12 protein-coding genes are annotated in these 18,081 nt (G+C 72.1%); 8 read left to right on the top strand and 4 right to left on the bottom strand.

Annotated features, from left to right (window positions below; all coding sequences use genetic code 11):
• Positions 1-21 precede the first annotated feature (21 nt).
• Positions 22-663, bottom strand: coding sequence for a ComF family protein (locus PUR71_RS24315; protein WP_443077547.1), 642 nt, complete (start codon positions 661-663; stop codon positions 22-24).
• A gap of 451 nt (positions 664-1,114) precedes the next feature.
• Between PUR71_RS24315 and hpf the strand changes: the two genes are divergently transcribed.
• Positions 1,115-1,810 carry a ribosome hibernation-promoting factor, HPF/YfiA family gene (gene hpf, locus PUR71_RS24310; RefSeq protein WP_329929206.1) on the top strand — a complete coding sequence of 232 codons (696 nt, stop codon included), beginning with the start codon at positions 1,115-1,117 and terminating at the stop codon, positions 1,808-1,810.
• Between the two features lie 225 nt (positions 1,811-2,035).
• A complete protein-coding gene (locus tag PUR71_RS24305) occupies positions 2,036-2,794 on the top strand; it encodes a response regulator transcription factor (RefSeq protein WP_329929205.1) in 759 nt (252 codons plus the stop codon).
• A 43-nt stretch (positions 2,795-2,837) separates the two neighbouring features.
• On the opposite strand, the gene PUR71_RS24300 is transcribed toward PUR71_RS24305, so the two are convergent.
• Complete coding sequence (locus tag PUR71_RS24300) at positions 2,838-4,031, bottom strand: winged helix-turn-helix domain-containing protein (RefSeq protein WP_329929204.1); 1,194 nt, start codon at positions 4,029-4,031, stop codon at positions 2,838-2,840.
• A 79-nt stretch (positions 4,032-4,110) separates the two neighbouring features.
• Entirely contained in the window at positions 4,111-4,668 is a 558-nt protein-coding gene (locus PUR71_RS24295) for a GNAT family N-acetyltransferase (protein WP_329929203.1), read from the bottom strand.
• Positions 4,669-4,909: 241 nt separating this feature from the next.
• Here PUR71_RS24295 and secA point away from each other — a divergent pair, with 241 nt between their 5' ends.
• Positions 4,910-7,672, top strand: a complete 2,763-nt coding sequence (gene secA / locus PUR71_RS24290) for a preprotein translocase subunit SecA (RefSeq protein WP_329929202.1) — start codon at positions 4,910-4,912, stop codon at positions 7,670-7,672.
• Positions 7,673-7,731: 59 nt separating this feature from the next.
• Here secA and PUR71_RS24285 read toward each other — a convergent pair whose 3' ends face one another.
• Positions 7,732-8,226 carry an Rv3235 family protein gene (locus tag PUR71_RS24285; RefSeq protein ID WP_329929201.1) on the bottom strand — a complete coding sequence of 165 codons (495 nt, stop codon included), beginning with the start codon at positions 8,224-8,226 and terminating at the stop codon, positions 7,732-7,734.
• Positions 8,227-8,591: 365 nt separating this feature from the next.
• Between PUR71_RS24285 and PUR71_RS24280 the strand changes: the two genes are divergently transcribed.
• The 5 genes from PUR71_RS24280 (at position 8,592) to PUR71_RS24260 (ending at position 18,077) form a co-directional block, all read left to right on the top strand.
• Positions 8,592-9,689 (top strand): patatin-like phospholipase family protein, encoded by a 1,098-nt coding sequence (locus tag PUR71_RS24280; RefSeq protein ID WP_329929200.1) that lies wholly within the window; start codon positions 8,592-8,594, stop codon positions 9,687-9,689.
• A 116-nt stretch (positions 9,690-9,805) separates the two neighbouring features.
• Complete coding sequence (locus tag PUR71_RS24275) at positions 9,806-10,315, top strand: DUF6912 family protein (RefSeq protein WP_329929199.1); 510 nt, start codon at positions 9,806-9,808, stop codon at positions 10,313-10,315.
• Between the two features lie 109 nt (positions 10,316-10,424).
• Positions 10,425-11,081, top strand: coding sequence for an HAD family hydrolase (locus PUR71_RS24270; protein ID WP_329929198.1), 657 nt, complete (start codon positions 10,425-10,427; stop codon positions 11,079-11,081).
• 140 nt (positions 11,082-11,221) lie between these two features.
• Entirely contained in the window at positions 11,222-12,847 is a 1,626-nt protein-coding gene (gene pruA, locus PUR71_RS24265; RefSeq protein WP_329929226.1) for an L-glutamate gamma-semialdehyde dehydrogenase, read from the top strand.
• A gap of 283 nt (positions 12,848-13,130) precedes the next feature.
• Positions 13,131-18,077 (top strand): NAD-glutamate dehydrogenase, encoded by a 4,947-nt coding sequence (locus tag PUR71_RS24260; protein WP_329929197.1) that lies wholly within the window; start codon positions 13,131-13,133, stop codon positions 18,075-18,077.
• Positions 18,078-18,081 lie beyond the last annotated feature (4 nt).

The raw sequence follows: 18,081 nt of genomic DNA, 5'->3' as shown, positions 1-18,081 counted from the left end.
GTCCGGGCCCCGGCGCCGGGCTCATGGGGTGCGCTGCGGGCCGGCCGCCGCGACGGTGGCGCCCGCGCGGGCCGGCAGACCGGCGGCGGCCAGCGCCCGGGCGGCTTCGACGAGGCTGGCGCCGGTGGTCACCAGGTCGTCGACCAGGACGGGTTGACGACCCGCCAGGCTCCGCCGGGCGCGCGGCAGGACGGTGAGCGCGCCGTGCAGGTTGCGCCGGCGCTCGGCCGCGGTCAGGTCGGCCTGGTCGGCGACCGGGCGGGTGTGGCGCAGCAGTGGCGCGGCCACGGCGTCCAGGCCGGCCCGGCGCAGCGAGCGCGCGGCGGCCCCGGCCAGCCGGAGCGTCGGGTCGTGACCGCGGGCGCGGACGGCGGCCCGGGCGGAGGGCATCGGCACCAGCAGCAGCGGCGCGAGCCCGGCGCGCGGCCCGAGGGCGGAGCGCACCGCCAGGCCGAGCGCTTCGCCGAGCGGCCCGGCCAGCCGAAGGGCGCCGCGTTCCTTGTGGGCGAGCAGCAACTGCCGCACCGGGTCGGCGTAGGGGGCCGCGGCGTGTGCCCAGGGCAGCAGTGTGGGGCCGGGCCGGGAGGCGCTCAGGGCGTGCCGGCACGCGGGGCAGAGCTGGGTGCGGTCGGTGCCGCAGCCGGCGCAGCGGGTGGGCAGCAGGACGTCCAGCAGGTCCGCCAGTGCGTGACCGAACGGCCCTTGTGGGGAGGGCGGGCGGACGGGCTCGGTGGTGGGTGGCACGGCTGCTCCTGGCGGCGGCAGGCACGAAGAGTGAGCAAAGGATGCGCCGTACGGGGGGTGTTGTCCAGGTATTCGCCCATGCTTCACTCCTAGGAGGGTAAACAGGGTGCAACAGCTTGACCCTTCGCCCGCTGTTCCTGGCCCCTGCCCACGACCGAGCCTGGGGAGGCGAAAACCCCGTGTGAGGTGTTCGATAAGGCTTCAAGGGGTTTCAACCGTCCCTGGTGGGGAGGAAGTGAGGTGAGGGCCAGTCGTTCCCGCCGCTGGCGGTGGGGGCGGGGGGCCGGCAGTGGATGGGCTGGTCCAGCTGGGTCTCAGTCCGGTCCGGTAGCACCCGGATCGGCGTCAGCACGAGGGATCGGAGTTCTGCGTGGACATCGTCGTCAAGGGCCGCAAGACCGAGGTGCCCAAGAGGTTCCGCGAGCACGTGGCCGAGAAGCTGGAGAAGGTCCAGAAGTTCGACGGCAAGGTGATCAGCCTCGACGTCGAGGTGTCCAAGGAGCACAACCCGCGGCAGGCCGACCGGTCCGAGCGGGTGGAGATCACTCTCCGTACCCGTGGGCCGGTGATCCGGGCCGAAGCCGCCGCCGGGGACCCGTACGCGGCGCTCGACCTGGCCTCGGCGAAGCTCGACGCCCAGCTGCGCAAGTCGGCGGACCGGCGTCGGGTGCACAAGGGCGGCAACGGCCGCACCCCGATCAGCGTCGCCGAGGCGACCGCGGCCCTCGCCGGGCTGCCGGAGCCGGCGGCGCCGGAGAGCGAGACCAACGGGGCCGTCCGCAAGACCATGATGGGATCCCTGGAAGTGGAGGGCGAAGGCCCGCTGGTGGTCCGGGAGAAGACCCACCCGGCCGCCCCGATGGCGCTGGACCAGGCGCTCTACGAGATGGAGCTGGTCGGCCACGACTTCTACCTGTTCGTGGAGAAGGACAGCGGCCTGCCGAGCGTCGTCTACCGCCGGCACGGCTACCACTACGGTGTGATCCACCTGCAGACCGACCCCGCCGCCCAGTCGGCGGGTGGCGGCGCGGGCGGTGCGATCGGCGGGGCCAACGACGAGGACTGACCGTCCGGAGCGTCGAACGAGCGATGAACGGGTGACCCCGGTGGCTGCGGCCGCCGGGGTCACCGGCGTTCCGGGGCCGTCCGCGGTCGAACACCGGTCGAGAGCGGTCGCGGGCTGTGGTGGAGGGGTCACTCGTTGCGGGGGAATCGGCATCGGAGGGTGACCGTTGCGTGGCCGCGGCGTGGAATGATTGGCGCACGATGTCCTGCGAAGGGGGAGGAGCGGATGGGCGATCACTTCGGGCTTGGGCCCGCTGGGGGGCCGGTTGCCGGACTGTCCCCGGGAGCGGGGGACGAGCCCGCGTACGCACCGCGCCGGGGTGAGCCGATCCGTGTGCTGGTGGTGGACGACCACGCGCTCTTCCGCCGCGGGCTGGAGATCGTGCTGGCCGAGGAACCGGACATCAAGGTCGTCGGCGAGGCGGGGGACGGCGCCGAGGCCGTGCTGAAGGCCGCCGACCTGCTGCCCGACATCATCCTGATGGACGTCCGGATGCCGCGCCGCAGCGGGATCGAGGCGTGCACGGCGATCAAGGACGTGGCGCCCAGCACCAAGATCATCATGTTGACGATAAGCGACGAGGAGGCGGACCTCTACGAGGCGATCAAGGCGGGTGCCACCGGCTACCTGCTGAAGGAGATCTCCACCGACGAGGTCGCCACCGCGATCCGCGCCGTCGCCGACGGGCAGTCGCAGATCAGCCCGTCGATGGCCTCCAAGCTGCTCACCGAGTTCAAGTCGATGATCCAGCGCCGCTCCGACGACCGGGACCTGGTGCCCGCGCCCCGGCTCACCGACCGGGAGCTGGAGGTGCTGAAGCTGGTGGCGACCGGGATGAACAACCGGGAGATCGCCAAGGAGCTGTTCATCAGCGAGAACACCGTCAAGAACCACGTGCGCAACATCCTGGAGAAGCTGCAGCTCCACTCCCGGATGGAGGCCGTGGTCTACGCGATGCGCGAGAAGATCCTCGAAATAGGGTGACGCGGTGCACTGCGGGCGGCGCTCCCGGGGCCCGCGGTGCCGCTCACGCCGCGAGCAGCTTCTCCAGGGCGGGGCGCAGCCGTTCATCGTGCAGCGCCTCCACCCGCACGGCGTCGCAGCCCACCCAGGACGCCGCCTCGCGCAGTGCCGTCGCCAGCGGCCCGACGTGCCGGTCGGAGTCGAGCGAGACCTGGCGGGCGACCAGGGTGCGCCCCTCGCGGGCCGGGTCCACCCGGCCGACCAGGCGCCCGCCGGCGAGCAGGGGCATGGCGAAGTAGCCGTGCACCCGCTTGTGCTTGGGGGTGTAGGCCTCCAGGCGGTGCGTCATGCCGAAGACGCGTTCGGTGCGCGCACGGTCCCAGACCAGGGAGTCGAACGGCGAGAGCAGCGTGGTGCGGTGGCGTCCGCGCGGGGCGGCGGCCAGCGCGGCGGGATCGGCCCAGGCGGGGGCCGCGGTGCCGTCGGGGCCCCAGCCCGCCACCTCGACCGGGACGAGGCCGGTGTCGGCGAGGACCGGGTCCAACTCCTCGGCGCGCAGCCGGTGGTAGTCCTGCAGGTCGGCCCGGGTGGCCACGCCGAGGGCGGCGCCGGCCTGGGCGACCAGGGTGCGCACGCAGTCCGCGTCGGTCGGGTCCTGCCCGAACAGGGCGTCGGGGACGGCCTGTTCGGCCAGCGCGTAGACCCGCTTCCAGCTCCGGCGCTCGGTGCAGACCACGTCGCCGAAGGCCAGCGCCCGCTCGACCGCGATCTTGGTGTCGGACCAGTCCCACCACTCGGCCGTCCGCTTGGCGCCGCCCAGTTCGGTGGACGTCAGCGGCCCTTCGGCGCGCAGCTTGTCGAGCACGTGGCGGTACGTCTCGGGCGAGACCTGGTGGCCCCAGAGGTGGCCGCGGGCGCGGTAGCGGCGGCGCCGGAACGCGAACAGCGGCCACTCCTCGACCGGCAGGACGCAGGCCGCGTGCGACCAGTACTCGAAGCTGGTGCCGTGGCCCCAGTACGCGGCCTCCACGGCGGGCCGGCCGACGGCGCCGAGCCGGGCGTACGGGACCAGCTCGTGCGAGCGGGCCAGCACCGAGATCGTGTCCAGTTGGACGGCGCCCAGGTGCCGCAGCACCCCGCGCACCCCGGCCCGCCGGTCCGGTGCACCGAGCAGGCCCTGCGCGCGCAGGGCGATCCGGCGGGCGTCGTCGGCACTCAGGACGGCGACGGGGGAGCTGTGGGCGGGCGCGGAGCTCATGCCGGGGAGCGTAGCGCCCGGCACCGACAACGCACGGGCCCGGTCCGCCCGGTCGGGCCCGGACCGGGCGGCCGGCGGCTCAGGCCAGGTCGGACGGGAGCAGCGAGGCGATCCAGGAGTCGTGGAAGACGCCGCGCTGCTGGGCGTACGAGCGCAGCGTGCCCTCGAAGCGGTAGCCGACCCGCTCGGCGACGGCCCGGGAGCCGTCGTTGCCGACGTAGGCGAGCCACTGCAGGCGGCGGACCCCGAGCTCGGTGAGGGCCCAGCGGGCGACCTCGCGGGCCGCCTCGACGGTGTAGCCGCGGCCGCGCTGCTCCTTCGCCGTCCACCAGCCGACGGAGGCGGCGGCCGGGTCGGCGGCGAAGCGGGAGACCGACTGGGTGCCGACCAGGCGCCCGGTGGCGCGGTCGGTCACGCACCAGATGTACTCGGAGCCGTCGCGCAGCCCGTTCGGGGCCAGGGTGCGCACGAAGAACTCCGCGTCCTCGCGCCGGTAGGGGACCGGCACCACCGTCCAGCGCTGGATCTCCTCGTCCTGGCAGGCGGCGAGGATCGCGTCGATGTCCGACTCCTGCGGGGCGCGCAGCACGAGGCGCTCGGTGGTGAGGGTGACGGGCGTGGTCAGGGGCTCTTCCATGCCCGGATTATTCCGTGCCAAGTGGAGGGCGGGCATCCGAATATCCCCCCAACTCGGCGGGGCCGGGACCGTTTTGCCCCGGTGGGCGGTGCTATCGGTCGGGTGCCCGTGCGAGTGACACGGGAATACCGTGCTGACGCACCTCCCGGGGCATTGGACTCCTCGCATACGATGGCCCGTGCGGTGGGGTGGACCCCCCGTGCAGTCGTCCAGTGCCAATACAGGCAAGGAGCCCGCTCTAGTGTCCGTCTTCGACAAGATCCTGCGCGCCGGCGAAGGCAAGATCCTTCGCAAGCTGCAGCGGATTGCTGCCCAGGTCAACTCCATCGAAGAGGACTTCGTCAACCTCACCGACGCGGAGCTGCGCGCGCTGACCGACGAGTACAAGCAGCGGCTCGCCGACGGGGAGTCGCTGGACGACATCCTCCCCGAGGCGTTCGCCACCGTCCGCGAGGCCGCCAAGCGCGTCCTCGGCCAGCGGCACTACGACGTCCAGCTCATGGGCGGCGCCGCGCTGCACCTCGGCTACGTCGCCGAGATGCGCACCGGTGAGGGCAAGACCCTCGTCGGCACCCTGCCCGCGTACCTGAACGCGCTCACCGGCAAGGGCGTCCACCTGATCACCGTCAACGACTACCTCGCCGAGCGCGACTCGGAGTGGATGGGCCGGGTGCACCGCTTCCTCGGCCTCGAAGTCGGCGTGATCCTGGGCAACATGACGCCCGCCGAGCGCAAGCAGCAGTACGCGATGGACATCACGTACGGCACCAACAACGAGTTCGGCTTCGACTACCTGCGCGACAACATGGCCTGGTCGAAGGACGAACTCGTCCAGCGCGGCCACAACTTCGCGGTGGTCGACGAGGTCGACTCGATCCTCATCGACGAGGCCCGCACCCCGCTGATCATCTCCGGCCCGGCCGACCAGGCGACCAAGTGGTACGCCGACTTCGCCAAGCTGGTGATGCGCCTGAAGGTCGACCGCGACTACGAGGTCGACGAGAAGAAGCGCACCGTCGGCATCCTGGAGGAGGGCGTCACCCGGGTCGAGGACTACCTCGGCATCGACAACCTCTACGAGTCGGTGAACACCCCGCTGGTCGGCTTCCTGAACAACGCCATCAAGGCCAAGGAGCTGTACAAGGCGGACAAGGACTACGTCGTCATGAACGGCGAAGTCATGATCGTCGACGAGCACACCGGCCGCATCCTGGCCGGCCGCCGCTACAACGAGGGCATGCACCAGGCGATCGAGGCCAAGGAGGGGGTGGAGGTCCAGAACGAGAACCAGACCCTGGCCACCATCACCCTGCAGAACTTCTTCCGCCTGTACGACAAGCTCGCGGGCATGACCGGTACCGGCACCACCGAGGCGGCCGAGTTCCACCAGATCTACAAGCTGGGCGTCGTGCCGATCCCGACCAACAAGACGCCGCTGCGCATCGACCAGCCCGACCTGATCTACAAGTCGGAGCCGGCCAAGTTCGCGGCCGTGGTCGAGGACATCGCCGAGAAGCACGAGAAGGGCCAGCCGGTGCTGGTCGGCACCGTGTCGGTCGAGAAGTCCGAGTACCTGTCGCAGGAGCTGCGCAAGCGCGGCATCCCGCACGAGGTGCTGAACGCCAAGCACCACGAGCGCGAGGCGCAGATCGTCGCGCAGGCCGGTCGCAAGGGCGCCGTCACCGTCGCCACCAACATGGCCGGCCGCGGCACCGACATCATGCTCGGCGGCAACGCCGAGCACCTGGCCGCTGCCGAGCTGGCGCAGCGCGGGCTCACCCCGACCGACACGCCGGACGAGTACGAGGCCGCCTTCCCGGCCGCGCTGGAGAAGGCGAAGGCCTCGGTCAAGGCGGAGCAGGACGAGGTCAAGGAGGCCGGTGGCCTCTACGTCCTCGGCACCGAGCGGCACGAGTCCCGCCGGATCGACAACCAGCTGCGCGGCCGCTCCGGCCGTCAGGGCGACCCGGGCGAGTCCCGCTTCTACCTGTCGCTCGGCGACGACCTGATGCGCCTGTTCAAGGCCGGCATGGTCGAGCGCGTCCTCTCGATGGCCAACGTGCCCGAGGACGTGCCGATCGAGTCGAAGATGGTCACCCGCGCCATCGCCTCCGCGCAGACCCAGGTCGAGCAGCAGAACTTCGAGATCCGCAAGAACGTCCTGAAGTACGACGAGGTGCTGAACCGCCAGCGCGAGGTCATCTACGGCGAGCGCCGCCGCGTCCTGGAGGGCGAGGACCTGCAGGAGCAGGTCGGCCACTTCATGGACGACACCGTCGAGGCCTACGTCAAGGCGGCCACCGGCGAGGGCTTCGAGGACGACTGGGACCTGGAGAAGCTCTGGTCGGCGCTCAAGCAGCTCTACCCGCTCTCCCTGGACCTCGGCGAGCTGGAGGAGGAGGCGGGCGGCTCCGGCGGCCTGACCTCCGAGTTCCTCATCAAGGTCATCCAGGAGGACATCCAGGCGCAGTACGGCGCCCGCGAGGACCAGCTCGGCGAGGAGATCATGCGCGAGCTGGAGCGCCGGGTCGTCCTGTCGGTGCTGGACCGCCGCTGGCGCGAGCACCTCTACGAGATGGACTACCTCCAGGAGGGCATCGGCCTGCGGGCCATGGCGCAGCGCGACCCGCTGATCGAGTACCAGCGCGAGGGCTTCGACATGTTCACCGCGATGATGGAGGGCATCAAGGAGGAGTCCGTCGGCTACCTGTTCAACCTGGAGGTCCAGGTCGAGCAGCAGGTCGAGGAGGTCCCGGTCGAGGACGCCGAGGTGGTGCTCGACAAGCTGGAGAAGGACGCCGCCCGTCCGGAGATCAAGGCCAAGGGCCTGGAGGTCCCGAAGCCGCAGCGCCTGCACTACACCGCCCCCTCGGACGAGATCGGCGGCGGCGTGGTCGAGGGCGACTTCGACGACCTCGCCCCGGAGGACGAGGGCGACGGCCTGACCCGCGCCGAGCGCCGCAAGGCCGCGAAGTTGGCCAAGGGCCGCCGCCGCAAGGCCTGAGCAGCCACCGCGCCGCAGCGCAGGGCGCCGTTCCCGTACGGGGGCGGCGCCCTGCGCCGTCACCGGGCCTCCACGGCGGTGCACTGCCACTGCCCGGCCGGACCGCGTTGTTCGAGTCGGAAGGCCACCATGTGGTGCCGTCGGCCGAGGTCGACCCGCACGCACGCCTCGACGGCGTCGGGCGAGGGCGATCTGTCGTGCACCGGGCCCAGGCGCGGCCGGGCGCCGGCGCCGCCGCGGCGCAGGGCGCCGGTGCGCACGAGCGAGGCGAGCTGCCCGTAGCCGTCCAGGCTGGTGTGCCGCATCAGCTGGCCGGACGGGCGGGCGCCGGTGAGCACCTCGACGAGCTGGTGCGCGAAGCGCGCCGCGAGGGCGCGGGTGTCGTGCCCGGATGGGGCGCCGGCGCAGTCGGCCCGGGGGTGGCGTGGCCGGCGCCCGGCGGGGTGCGGTGCGCCGTCGTGCAGGTGGCGGTGCGGCCGGGCGGCGAGCGGTGCGGTCACGGGTGTCTCCTCGGGGCCGTGCGGGCGGGCGGGGGTGCTCCGGGGCGTGGTCACGGGTGCTTCCTCGGGGGCGAACAGGGACGGTGCGGGTACGGACGGGTCCTTGGTAGCGGCGGCGGGGAGAGGGCGGCAAGGGGGTTCCGCAACCATGGGGAGCGGAGGGTGAAGTTCACCTATCCGGGTGAACGGTCCGTTGCGGTGGCGGCCTCCCGGGCCGTCCCGGAGGCACGCGGTTGACGTGCGGGGACGGACGGGTAGGCCCGAAAGGGGACGGCCGGGTTCGCCGGTCCGGGTGGTGCGGCCGGGGTCACGCGTTGCGGTGGCCCGCGGTTCGCGCGCAGGATCGGATCCTGACCGGGAACCGCGGCAGCGGGCGCGACGCCCCACGACGACAGGCGGCCGGCATGACGACACCGGGCATGACGAGACCCGTAGCAGCGGCGCAGGCTCCGACCCGGGCGGGCGCCGCCAGGGGAGCACCCCGGCGCGGGCTGGTCCTGGGCGGCGGCGGCATGCTCGGCGCGGCCTGGACGGTCGGCGCGCTGTGCGCCGTCGAGGAGGCGACCGGCTGGCGTCCCGGCGACGCCGACGTGCTCCTCGGCACCTCGGCCGGCTCCATCCTCGGCGCGCTGCTCGCCGCGGGCGTGCCGGCCGACCAGCTGCGCGACCACCAGCGCGGCCTGCCGCTCACCGAAGGCCCGCTGGCCGGCGTGGCGTTCGACTACGAGACGGCCGTCGGCGGTGCCCTGCCGCCCCGCCCGCGGGCCGGGATCGGCTCGCCGGGCCTCCTACGGGACGCCGTCCGCCACCCGCGCGAGTACCCGCTGCTGACCATGGTGTCGGCGGTGGCACCGCACGGCCGGGGCTCGCTCGCCCCGGTCGGCGCGCTGGTCGGCGACCTGCACGGGCCGGGAGACTGGCCGGCGGGCTCCCCGCTGCGGGTCGCGGCCGTGGACTACCGCAGCGGCCGCCGGGTGGTCTTCGGCGACCCGGACGCCCCGGCGGTCGCGATCGCCGACGCCGTGATGGCCTCCTGCGCGATCCCCGGCTGGTTCGCGCCCGTCCGCCTGAACGGCTCGGCGTACGTGGACGGCGGCTGCTGGTCGGCCACCAACGCCGACCTGCTGCTCGGCCGCGGCCTGGACGAGGCGTACGTGCTCGCCCCGATGGCCCTGCGCCTGCGCCCCCGCGGCGACCGGGCCGACCGGGCCGACCGTTCCGACCGGGCTGACCGGGCCGACCGCGGCACCCTCGCCGCGTTGCAGGAGTGGCGCGCCCGGGACCGCCCGCGCGGCGTGCTGGCCCAGCTGGTCAGCCGCTACCGCCGCGCGGTGACCAGGCAGCTGCTGCGCGAGGCCGCGCTGCTGCGGGCGGAGGGCGTCCGGGTCCGGCTGCTCGCGCCGACGCCCGCGGACCTGGTGGCGATGGGCCCGAACATGATGGACCCGGCCCGCCGCGGCGCCGTGCTGGAGAGCGCGCTGCGCACCAGCCGGGAGGCGCTGGCGGCGGCGCGCTGAGCCGCGGCCCGCCGATCCGGCGGGACGTGATCACGGCGGGCGCCCGGCGCTTATTCTTGGGGTCGCTGGAAGCTGTGCCGCTGGACGAACGCTGGACGAACCGGAGAGTGCCACCGATGCGCGTGTACGTGCCCACCACCCTGACCGGCCTGGCGGCGGCGCACCCGGGCGGCGTCCTGGACCAGTCGGCGGCCTACGCCGTGACGCCCGCGCTGCGCGAGTGGTACGTCAGCGACGACATCGAGGAACTGGAGTACGCGGCGCTGAACCGGGCCGCGCAGTCCTCGCTGCGGCTGCTGGCCGCCGACCCGCACGCGCCGCGCCGGCGCGTCGTGGTGGCGCTCGACGTGGCGGACTCCGCCGTCGAGCCGTTCCCCGGCGACGAGTACCAGGACCAGGCCTCGCTGGGCCGCGTGGTGCTGGCCGGCCCGGTGAAGCTCGCGAAGGCGGCGGCCGTCCACGCGGACGTCGCCGACGACGAGGTGCTCGCGGACGTGACGGCGGCCGTGGCCGCGGTGGCCGCCGCCGACGAGGGCGACCAGGACGCCCAGTTCACCGTGGACGGCGCCGAGGACCACGACCTGCTCTGGTTCGCGACCCAGGAGATCCCCGGGCTCCTCGCCTGACCGGGGCTCCTCGCCTGACCGGTCGCTGCGCGGCCGCCCCCGCGTGAGCGGCCGGAGCGCGTGAGCCCCGTCCTACCGGCGCGGCGGCGTGCGAGTTACCGTTCGGACCGTGCGCAATCACATCGTCTGGGACTGGAACGGCACGCTCTTCCACGACATGGAGGCGGTGCTCGGAGCGAGCAACGCCGCGTTCGCGACCATCGGCGTCGGGCCGATGACCATGCAGGAGTACCGCGAGCAGTACGAGGTCCCGATCCCCCGCTTCTACGAGCGCCTGCTCGGCCGGATGCCGTCCCCGGCCGAGTGGCTCCGCCTCGACGGCGCCTTCCACGACCGCTACCGCGAGCTGAGCCCGGCCTGCGACCTGACCGACGGCGTCCGCGAGCTGCTGTCCGGCTGGCAGGAGGCGGGGCACAGCCAGTCCCTGCTGTCGATGTACGAGCACGAGAAGCTGGTGCCGCTGGTCGACGCCTTCGGCCTGACCGGCACCTTCCTGCGGGTGGACGGCCGCAGCGGCCCCTCCGGCGGGCAGAAGGGCGAGCACCTGGTCCGCCACCTGGCAGCCCTGGGCGAGCACGTGGACCCCGCCCGCACGGTCCTCATCGGGGACGCCGCGGACGACGCCCTCGCGGCGATCGGCGCGGGCGCGCACGCCGTGCTGTACACCGGTGGCTCGCACACCAGGGAGAAGCTGGAGCCGGTCGGCGTGCCGGTCGTGGACACCCTCGCGGAGGCGGTCGAGCTGGCCGGACGCCTGACGTCCTGAACTGCGGCGATGCCGCCATGACGACGGCGGACGTGGCACGCGCCACGTCCGCCGTCGGCGTGTCTGGACGGGCGGATCCGCCGGAGGCTGGTCAGGCTGGACTGACACCGGTACAGCAGCAGGACGGAGCCGCGATGCCCATCGACGCAGTGACCCAGGTGCCCGAGCCGGCCAACGAACCGGTGCGGGCGTACGGGCCCGGCAGCGCCGAACGGGAGCGCCTGGTGCGCCGGCTGGACGAGCTGGCGGCCGAGCAGGTGCCGCTGCCGATGACGATCGGCGGGGAGCAGCGCTTCGGCGGCGGCGAGCGGATCGACGTCGTCCAACCGCACCACCACGCCGCCAAGCTGGGCGTGCTGGGCAACGCCACCCGGGAGGACGCCCGCGCGGCGGTGGACGCGGCGCTGGCGGCCGGCCGGGAGTGGCGCTCACTGTCCTTCGACGACCGCGCGGCGGTGTTCCTGCGCGCCGCGGACCTCCTCGCCGGGCCCTGGCGGGAGACCCTCAACGCGGCCACGATGCTCGGCCAGTCCAAGACCGTGCAGCAGGCGGAGATCGACTCGGCCTGCGAGCTGATCGACTTCTGGCGCTACAACGTCCACTTCGCCCGGCAGGTCCTGGCCGACCAGCCGGTGTCGTCACCGGGGGTGTGGAACCGCACCGACCACCGTCCGCTGGAAGGATTCGTCTACGCGATCACGCCGTTCAACTTCACCGCGATCGCCGGGAACCTGCCCACCGCCCCCGCGCTGATGGGCAACACGGTGGTCTGGAAGCCCGCGCCGACCCAGATGCTGGCGGCCCACCACCTGATGCGGCTGCTGGAGGCGGCCGGCCTGCCGCCCGGCGTGATCAACCTCGTCACCGGCGACGGCCTCCAGGTGTCCCCGGTCGCGCTCGCCGACCCGGCGCTGGCGGGCCTGCACTTCACCGGCTCGACCGCCACCTTCCAGTCGCTGTGGCAGACGATCGGCGCCAACATCGGCGGCTACCGGACGTACCCGCGGATCGTCGGCGAGACCGGCGGCAAGGACTTCCTGCTCGCCCACCGCTCCGCCGACCCGGAGGTCCTGAAGACGGCGCTGATCCGCGGCGCCTTCGAGTACCAGGGCCAGAAGTGCTCGGCGCTCTCCCGGGCCTACCTGCCGCGCAGCCTCTGGCAGCGGATCAAGGACGACTTCCTGGCCGAGGTCGACGCCCTCGCCGTCGGCGACGTCTCCGACCTGTCCAACTTCATGGGCGCGCTCATCGACCGGCGGGCCTTCGAGAAGAACCGGGACGCCATCGAGCGCGCCAAGCGCGACCCCACGATCGAGCTGGCGGCCGGCGGCCAGTACGACGACGCGATCGGGTGGTTCGTGCGGCCCACCGTCCTGGTCTCCTCCGACCACCGCGGCGAGATCTTCCGGACCGAGTACTTCGGCCCGATCCTCGCCGTCCACGTGTACGAGGACTCCCGCTGGGAGGACGTGTTCGCCCGGATCGACGCCGCGGCCCCCTACGGCCTGACCGGCGCCGTCATCGCCCAGGACCGCTACGCGATCGCCAGGGCCGTGGAGGAACTGCGCTTCACCGCCGGGAACTTCTACATCAACGACAAGCCGACCGGCGCGGTGGTCGGCCAGCAGCCCTTCGGCGGCGCCCGCGCCTCCGGCACCAACGACAAGGCGGGCGCCGCCCAGAACCTGCTGCGCTGGACCTCGGCCCGCTCGATCAAGGAGACCTTCGTCCCACCGACCGAGCACACTTACCCACACATGGGCTGAAAGCGAACAGAACGTTCCGGTTTGGACATGCTGTCCAGGACGGACCGGTCACCCGGCAGCTTTGCGCCTCCCTGTCCCTGTCCACCTTCGATTGATCCGGTTAGGCTGGCTGGCGTCGTCGGGTGTCTCCGCAGGACGAATCGTCCTACCCACTGCGAAGGCGTTTCATGCGCGCCATGAGGCCTTTTCAGTCGGATGGTGCGGCAGGATTGCGGTAGACCCGTCGGTGTTCATCCACACACGACCGAGTCACGCAACGGCGCGCGACAGGAGCCAAGAAGTCATGCAGACCAAGCTGGACGCAGCCAAGGCCGACCTGCTCAAGAAGGCAGCCGCAGCCGCTGAGAACAGCCAGGTGGGGGGAGCGGCGCCGGGGGAGGGCCTGAGCAACGGCGCTCTTGCCGCGTACCTGCACCACTACTACCTCCACACCGCGCCCGAGGACCTGGTCGACCTCGACCCGGTCGACGTGTACGGCGCGGCCGCCTCGCACTACCGCCTGGGCCTCAAGCGCCCCCAGGGCACCGCCGAGGTGCGGGTGCACACCCCCTCGGTCGAGGAGAACGGCTGGTCCTGCGGCCACACGGTGGTCGAGGTCGTCACCGACGACATGCCCTTCCTGGTCGACTCGGTCACCAACGAGCTCTCCCGCCAGGACCGCGCGATCCACATCGTGATCCACCCGCAGCTGGTCGTCCGCCGTGACATCACCGGCAAGCTCCTGGAGATCCTCGACGTCGACGCGTGCGCGCGCAGCCAGGCCGCCGGCGCCGAGTGGCCCGCCGACGCGACCGTCGAGTCGTGGATGCACATCGAGATCGACCGCGAGACCGACCGCGAGGACCTGCGCTCGATCGAGTCCAACCTGCGCCGCGTGCTCGGCGACGTCCGCGAGGTCGTCGAGGACTGGACCAAGATGCGCGACAGCGCGCTGCGCCTGGCCGACGAACTGGCCGAGGAGCCCCCGGCGGGCCTGCCCGAGCAGGAGGTCGGCGAGGCCTGGGAGCTGATGCGCTGGCTCGGCGACGACCACTTCACCTTCCTCGGCTACCGCGAGTACGACCTCGTCGAGCACGAGGGCGAAGAGGTCCTCAAGGCCGTCGCCGGCACCGGCCTCGGCATCCTGCGCGCCGACCCGCGCAGCCACGACGACCGCCACCACGCCGTCAGCGAGGCCTTCGGCCGCCTCTCCGCGCCGGTGCGCGCCAAGGCCCACGAGAAGAAGCTGCTCGTCCTCACCAAGGCCAACAGCCGTGCCACCGTGCACCGCCCGGCCTACCTGGACTACGTCGGCGTGAAGAAGTTCAACGCCGCCGGCGAGCCGATCGGCGAGCGCCGCTTCCTCGGCCTGTTCTCCTCCGCCGCGTACACCGAGTCCGTCACCCGGATCCCGGTCGTGCGCCGCAAGGTCCAGGAGGTGCTGGACGGCTCCGGCTTCTCCAGCGAGAGCCACGACGGCCGCGACCTGCTGCAGATCATGGAGACCTTCCCGCGGGACGAGATGTTCCAGACGGCGGCCTCCGAACTGCTCTCGATCGCCACGAGCGTGCTCTACCTGCAGGAGCGCCGCAAGCTGCGCCTCTTCCTGCGCCAGGACGAGTACGGCCGCTACTACTCGGCGTTCATCTACCTGCCGCGCGACCGGTACACCACCCGGATCCGCCTGCTGCTCACCGACATCCTCAAGGAAGAGCTGAACGGTGACGCCATCGACTACACGGTGTACGCCACCGAGTCGGTGCTGACCCGCCTGCACTTCGTCGTCCGGGTCGCCCCCGGCACCGAGCTGCCGCAGCTCACCGACACCGACATCGAGCGGATCGAGAACCGCCTGGCCGAGGCCGCCCGGTTCTGGATGGACGGCTTCCACGACCAGCTGCACACCGAGCTGGGCGAGGAGAAGGCCGCCGAGCTCGGCCACAAGTACGCCAACGCCTTCCCCGACGGCTACCGCGCCGACTTCCCGCCGCGCACCGCCGTCGCCGACATCAAGCAGATCGAGGCGCTGCACGGCGCGGGCGACTTCCGCCTCAACCTGTACCAGCCGGTCGGCGCGGGCGACGACGAGCGCCGCTTCAAGATCTACCGGGTCGGCGGCCCGATCTCGCTCTCCGAGGTCCTGCCGGTGCTTCAGCGCCTGGGCGTCGAGGTGCTGGACGAGCACCCGTACGCGCTGCGCCGCTCCGACGGCACCACCGCGTGGGTGTACGACTTCGGCCTGAAGCTGCGCGAGGCCACCGAGCTCACCGACGAGGCGCGCGAGCGCTTCCAGGAGACCTTCGCCGCCACCTGGACCGGCCGGGCCGAGAACGACGGCTTCAACGAGCTGGTCCTCACCGCCGGGCTGACCTGGCGCCAGGCGATGATGCTGCGCGCGTACGCCAAGTACCTGCGCCAGGCGGGCTCCACGTTCTCCCAGGACTACATGGAGGACGCGCTCCGCAACAACACCCACAGCACCCGCCTGCTGGTCAACCTGTTCGAGGCCCGGCTGAGCCCGAGCCACCGCTCGGGCGCCCTGGAGCTGACCGAGGGCATCCTGGAGGAGCTGGCCGGCGCGCTCGACGAGGTCGCCTCGCTGGACGAGGACCGCATCCTGCGCTCCTTCCTGAACCTCATCAAGGCCACCCTGCGGACCAACTTCTTCCAGCACGCCGCCGACGGCGAGTGGCACTCCTACGTGTCGATGAAGTTCGACCCGAAGGCCATCCCGGACCTGCCGGCCCCGCGCCCGGCGTTCGAGATCTGGGTCTACTCGCCGCAGGTCGAGGGCGTGCACCTGCGCTTCGGCAAGGTCGCCCGCGGCGGTCTGCGCTGGTCCGACCGGCGCGAGGACTTCCGCACCGAGATCCTCGGCCTGGTCAAGGCGCAGATGGTGAAGAACACCGTCATCGTGCCGGTCGGCGCCAAGGGCGGGTTCGTCGCCAAGCAGCTGCCGGACCCGTCGGTGGACCGCGACGCGTGGCTGGCCGAGGGCGTCTCCTCGTACAAGACCTTCATCTCGGCCCTGCTCGACATCACCGACAACCTGGTCGGCGGCGAGGTCGTCCACCCGGCCGACGTGGTCCGCCACGACGAGGACGACACCTACCTGGTCGTCGCCGCCGACAAGGGCACCGCGACCTTCTCCGACATCGCCAACGGCGTCGCCGAGTCCTACGGCTTCTGGTTGGGCGACGCGTTCGCCTCCGGCGGCTCGGCCGGCTACGACCACAAGGGCATGGGCATCACCGCCCGCGGTGCCTGGGAGTCGGTCAAGCGCAACTTCCGCGAGCTCGGTGTCGACACCCAGACCGAGGACTTCACCGTCATCGGCATCGGCGACATGTCCGGCGACGTCTTCGGCAACGGCATGCTGCTCAGCGAGCACATCCGGCTGGTCGCGGCCTTCGACCACCGCCACATCTTCCTCGACCCGAACCCGGACGCGGCCGTCTCGTACGCCGAGCGCCGGCGCCTGTTCGACCTGCCGCGCAGCTCGTGGGACGACTACGACAAGTCGCTGATCTCGGCCGGCGGCGGCGTGTTCCCGCGCAGTGCCAAGTCAATCCAGGTCAGCGCCCAGGTCCGGGCCGCGCTCGGCATCCAGGAGGCCCGGCTCACCCCGGCCGAGCTGATGAAGGCGATCCTGCAGGCGCCGGTCGACCTGTTCTGGAACGGCGGCATCGGCACCTACGTCAAGGCTTCGACCGAGACCAACGCCGAGGTCGGCGACAAGGCCAACGACGCCATCCGCGTCAACGGCGAGCAGGTCCGGGCCCGGGTCATCGGCGAGGGCGGCAACCTCGGCTGCACCCAGCTCGGCCGCATCGAGTACGCGTCGGCCGGCGGCCCCGAGGGCGCCGGTGGCTGGATCAACACCGACGCCATCGACAACTCGGCCGGTGTGGACACCTCGGACCACGAGGTCAACATCAAGATCCTGCTCAACGGGGTCGTCTCCGAGGGCGACATGACGGTCAAGCAGCGCAACGCCCTGCTGGCCGAGATGACCGACGAGGTCGGCCACCTGGTGCTGCGCAACAACTACGCGCAGAACGTGGTGCTGGCCAACGCCGTCGCCCAGGCGCACAGCATGGTCAACGTCCACTCCCGGATGATCAACCGCTTCGAGGCGGCCGGCCAGCTCGACCGGGCGCTGGAGTTCCTGCCCGCCGAGCGCCAGATCCGCGAGCGCCAGCAGAACGGCCGCGGGCTCTCGCAGCCCGAGATGTCCGTCCTGCTCGCGTACACCAAGATCACGCTGGCCGAGGAACTGCTCGCCACCGACCTGCCCGACGACCCGTACTTCCGCACCGCGCTGCACGAGTACTTCCCGAGCGCGCTGCGGGCCCGGTTCGCCGACGCGATCGACAACCACGCGCTGCGCCGCGAGATCATCACCACGCTGATCGTCAACGACACGATCAACCGCGGTGGCTGCACCTTCGCCTTCCGCCTGAAGGAGGAGACCGGCGCGACCTACGAGGAGATCGCCCGGACGCACACCGCCGCGCGGGCCGTGTTCGGCCTGGAGGAGATCTGGGCCGAGATCGAGGGCCTGGACAACAAGGTCCCGGCCCGGGTCCAGACCAAGATGCGGCTGCACTCGCGCCGCCTGGTCGAGCGCGCCACCCGGTGGATGCTCAACAACCGCCGCCAGCCGCTGGACATCGCCGCCACGATCGCGTTCTTCCGCGACCGGATCGCCCAGGTCTGGGGCTCGCTGCCCAAGCCGCTGCGCGGCGAGGACCTGGCCTGGTTCGAGTCGATCCACGGCGAGCTCGCAGCGGCGGGCGTACCGGAGGAGCTGGCCACCCGGATCGCCGGTCTGTCCTCGGTCTTCCCGACCCTGGACATCACCGAGGTCGCGGACCGCTCCGGCAAGGACGTCGCGGACGTCGCCGAGCTCTACTACGACCTCGGTGACCGCCTGCAGATCTCGCACCTGCTGGACCGCATCATCGACCTGCCCCGCACCGACCGCTGGTCGTCGATGGCCCGGGCCGCGATCCGCGAGGACCTCTTCGCGGCGCACGCGGCGCTGACCGCCGACGTCCTCGCCTGCGGTCCCGAGGGCGCCACCCCGGAGGAGCGCTACACCGCCTGGGCGGAGCTCAACGGGACGCTGCTGAACCGCGCGAAGAGCACCCTCGACGACATAAGGGGTTCGGACAACTACGAGCTGTCCAGCCTCTCGGTCGCGATGCGCGTCATCCGCACGCTCCTGCGCACCGGCTCCATGCGCTGACGGC

This window comes from Streptomyces sp. SP17BM10 (assembly GCF_036322405.1).
Taxonomy (GTDB): Bacteria; Actinomycetota; Actinomycetes; order Streptomycetales; family Streptomycetaceae; genus Kitasatospora.
The sequence above is the reverse complement of the archived record's forward strand: the minus strand, read 5'-3'. Positions and strand labels throughout refer to the sequence as shown.

Excerpts from the sequence above, each read along its gene's own strand:
- PUR71_RS24305 (WP_329929205.1), top strand. The coding sequence starts at position 2,036 with ATGGGCGATCACTTCGGGCTTGGGCCCGCTGGGGGGCCGGTTGCCGGA.
- PUR71_RS24300 (WP_329929204.1), bottom strand. The coding sequence starts at position 4,031 with ATGAGCTCCGCGCCCGCCCACAGCTCCCCCGTCGCCGTCCTGAGTGCC.
- PUR71_RS24295 (WP_329929203.1), bottom strand. The coding sequence starts at position 4,668 with ATGGAAGAGCCCCTGACCACGCCCGTCACCCTCACCACCGAGCGCCTC.
- PUR71_RS24280 (WP_329929200.1), top strand. The coding sequence starts at position 8,592 with ATGACGAGACCCGTAGCAGCGGCGCAGGCTCCGACCCGGGCGGGCGCC.
- PUR71_RS24275 (WP_329929199.1), top strand. The coding sequence starts at position 9,806 with ATGCGCGTGTACGTGCCCACCACCCTGACCGGCCTGGCGGCGGCGCAC.
- PUR71_RS24260 (WP_329929197.1), top strand. The coding sequence starts at position 13,131 with ATGCAGACCAAGCTGGACGCAGCCAAGGCCGACCTGCTCAAGAAGGCA.